Source organism: Achromobacter sp. Marseille-Q0513, from assembly GCF_018195695.1.
Lineage (GTDB): Bacteria > Pseudomonadota > Gammaproteobacteria > Burkholderiales > Burkholderiaceae_B > Achromobacter.
In genome coordinates this window covers 1-652 of the sequence record NZ_JAGTJY010000435.1, presented here as the reverse complement: position 1 = coordinate 652, position 652 = coordinate 1, and the positions used below count along the sequence as shown (strand labels likewise).

At 59.8% G+C, this 652-nt stretch carries 1 protein-coding gene; it reads left to right on the top strand.

Translation table 11 applies throughout. The features are described from left to right. Nucleotides 1-29: 29 nt before the first annotated feature. The coding region (locus KDH83_RS31120) for a DUF637 domain-containing protein (RefSeq protein ID WP_212322964.1) at nucleotides 30-652 on the top strand (623 nt) is incomplete at its 3' end.

Genomic DNA, 652 nt, shown 5'->3' with positions numbered 1-652 from the left:
CTTCGTTGAACCGGGATACGTCGGATACGTTGAACGCGCTCAAGCCGATCTTTGATAAGGAGAAGATCGAGGCGGGGTTTGAGATTGTTTCGGAGGCTAGCCGGCAGACGGGGCAGTTTTTGGCGAATCGGGCTGCGGAAGCGGATGCGCTGAAGAAGGCGATGGCGACCGAGAACGATCCGACTCGGTACAAGGTTCTGGAAAAGCAACTGGATGATGCCCGGCAATGGTTGCCAGGCGGTTCATATCGGATGATCGCCAACGCAGTGCTGGCAGCCACCAGCGGCAACGTTACTGGTGGTGCGGGTGAGATGGCCCGAGGCGCGGTAGTGAGCTACCTGCAACAGGAAGGCGCGGCCAAGGTTGGTGATTGGGTAGGTAAGGGAATCATCAAAGCCGGGTCTCCCGAGCACGTTGCTTTGCAAGCCGTGGTCGGATGCGCAGGAGCGGCCGCTAGCAGCCAAAGTTGCGGTGCTGGAGCGACAGGTGCCGCTGCTGCGGTTGTCATTTCCAGCTTGCTCGATTCGACCAAGGGGCGAACCAACGAGGAGATAGAGGCGCGCCGCAATCTGGTCGCATCGCTAGTTGCTGGTGCTGGCACCGTCCTTGGTGCAGACGGGCTAGCCACGATGACGAATGCTGCCTTGGCTGA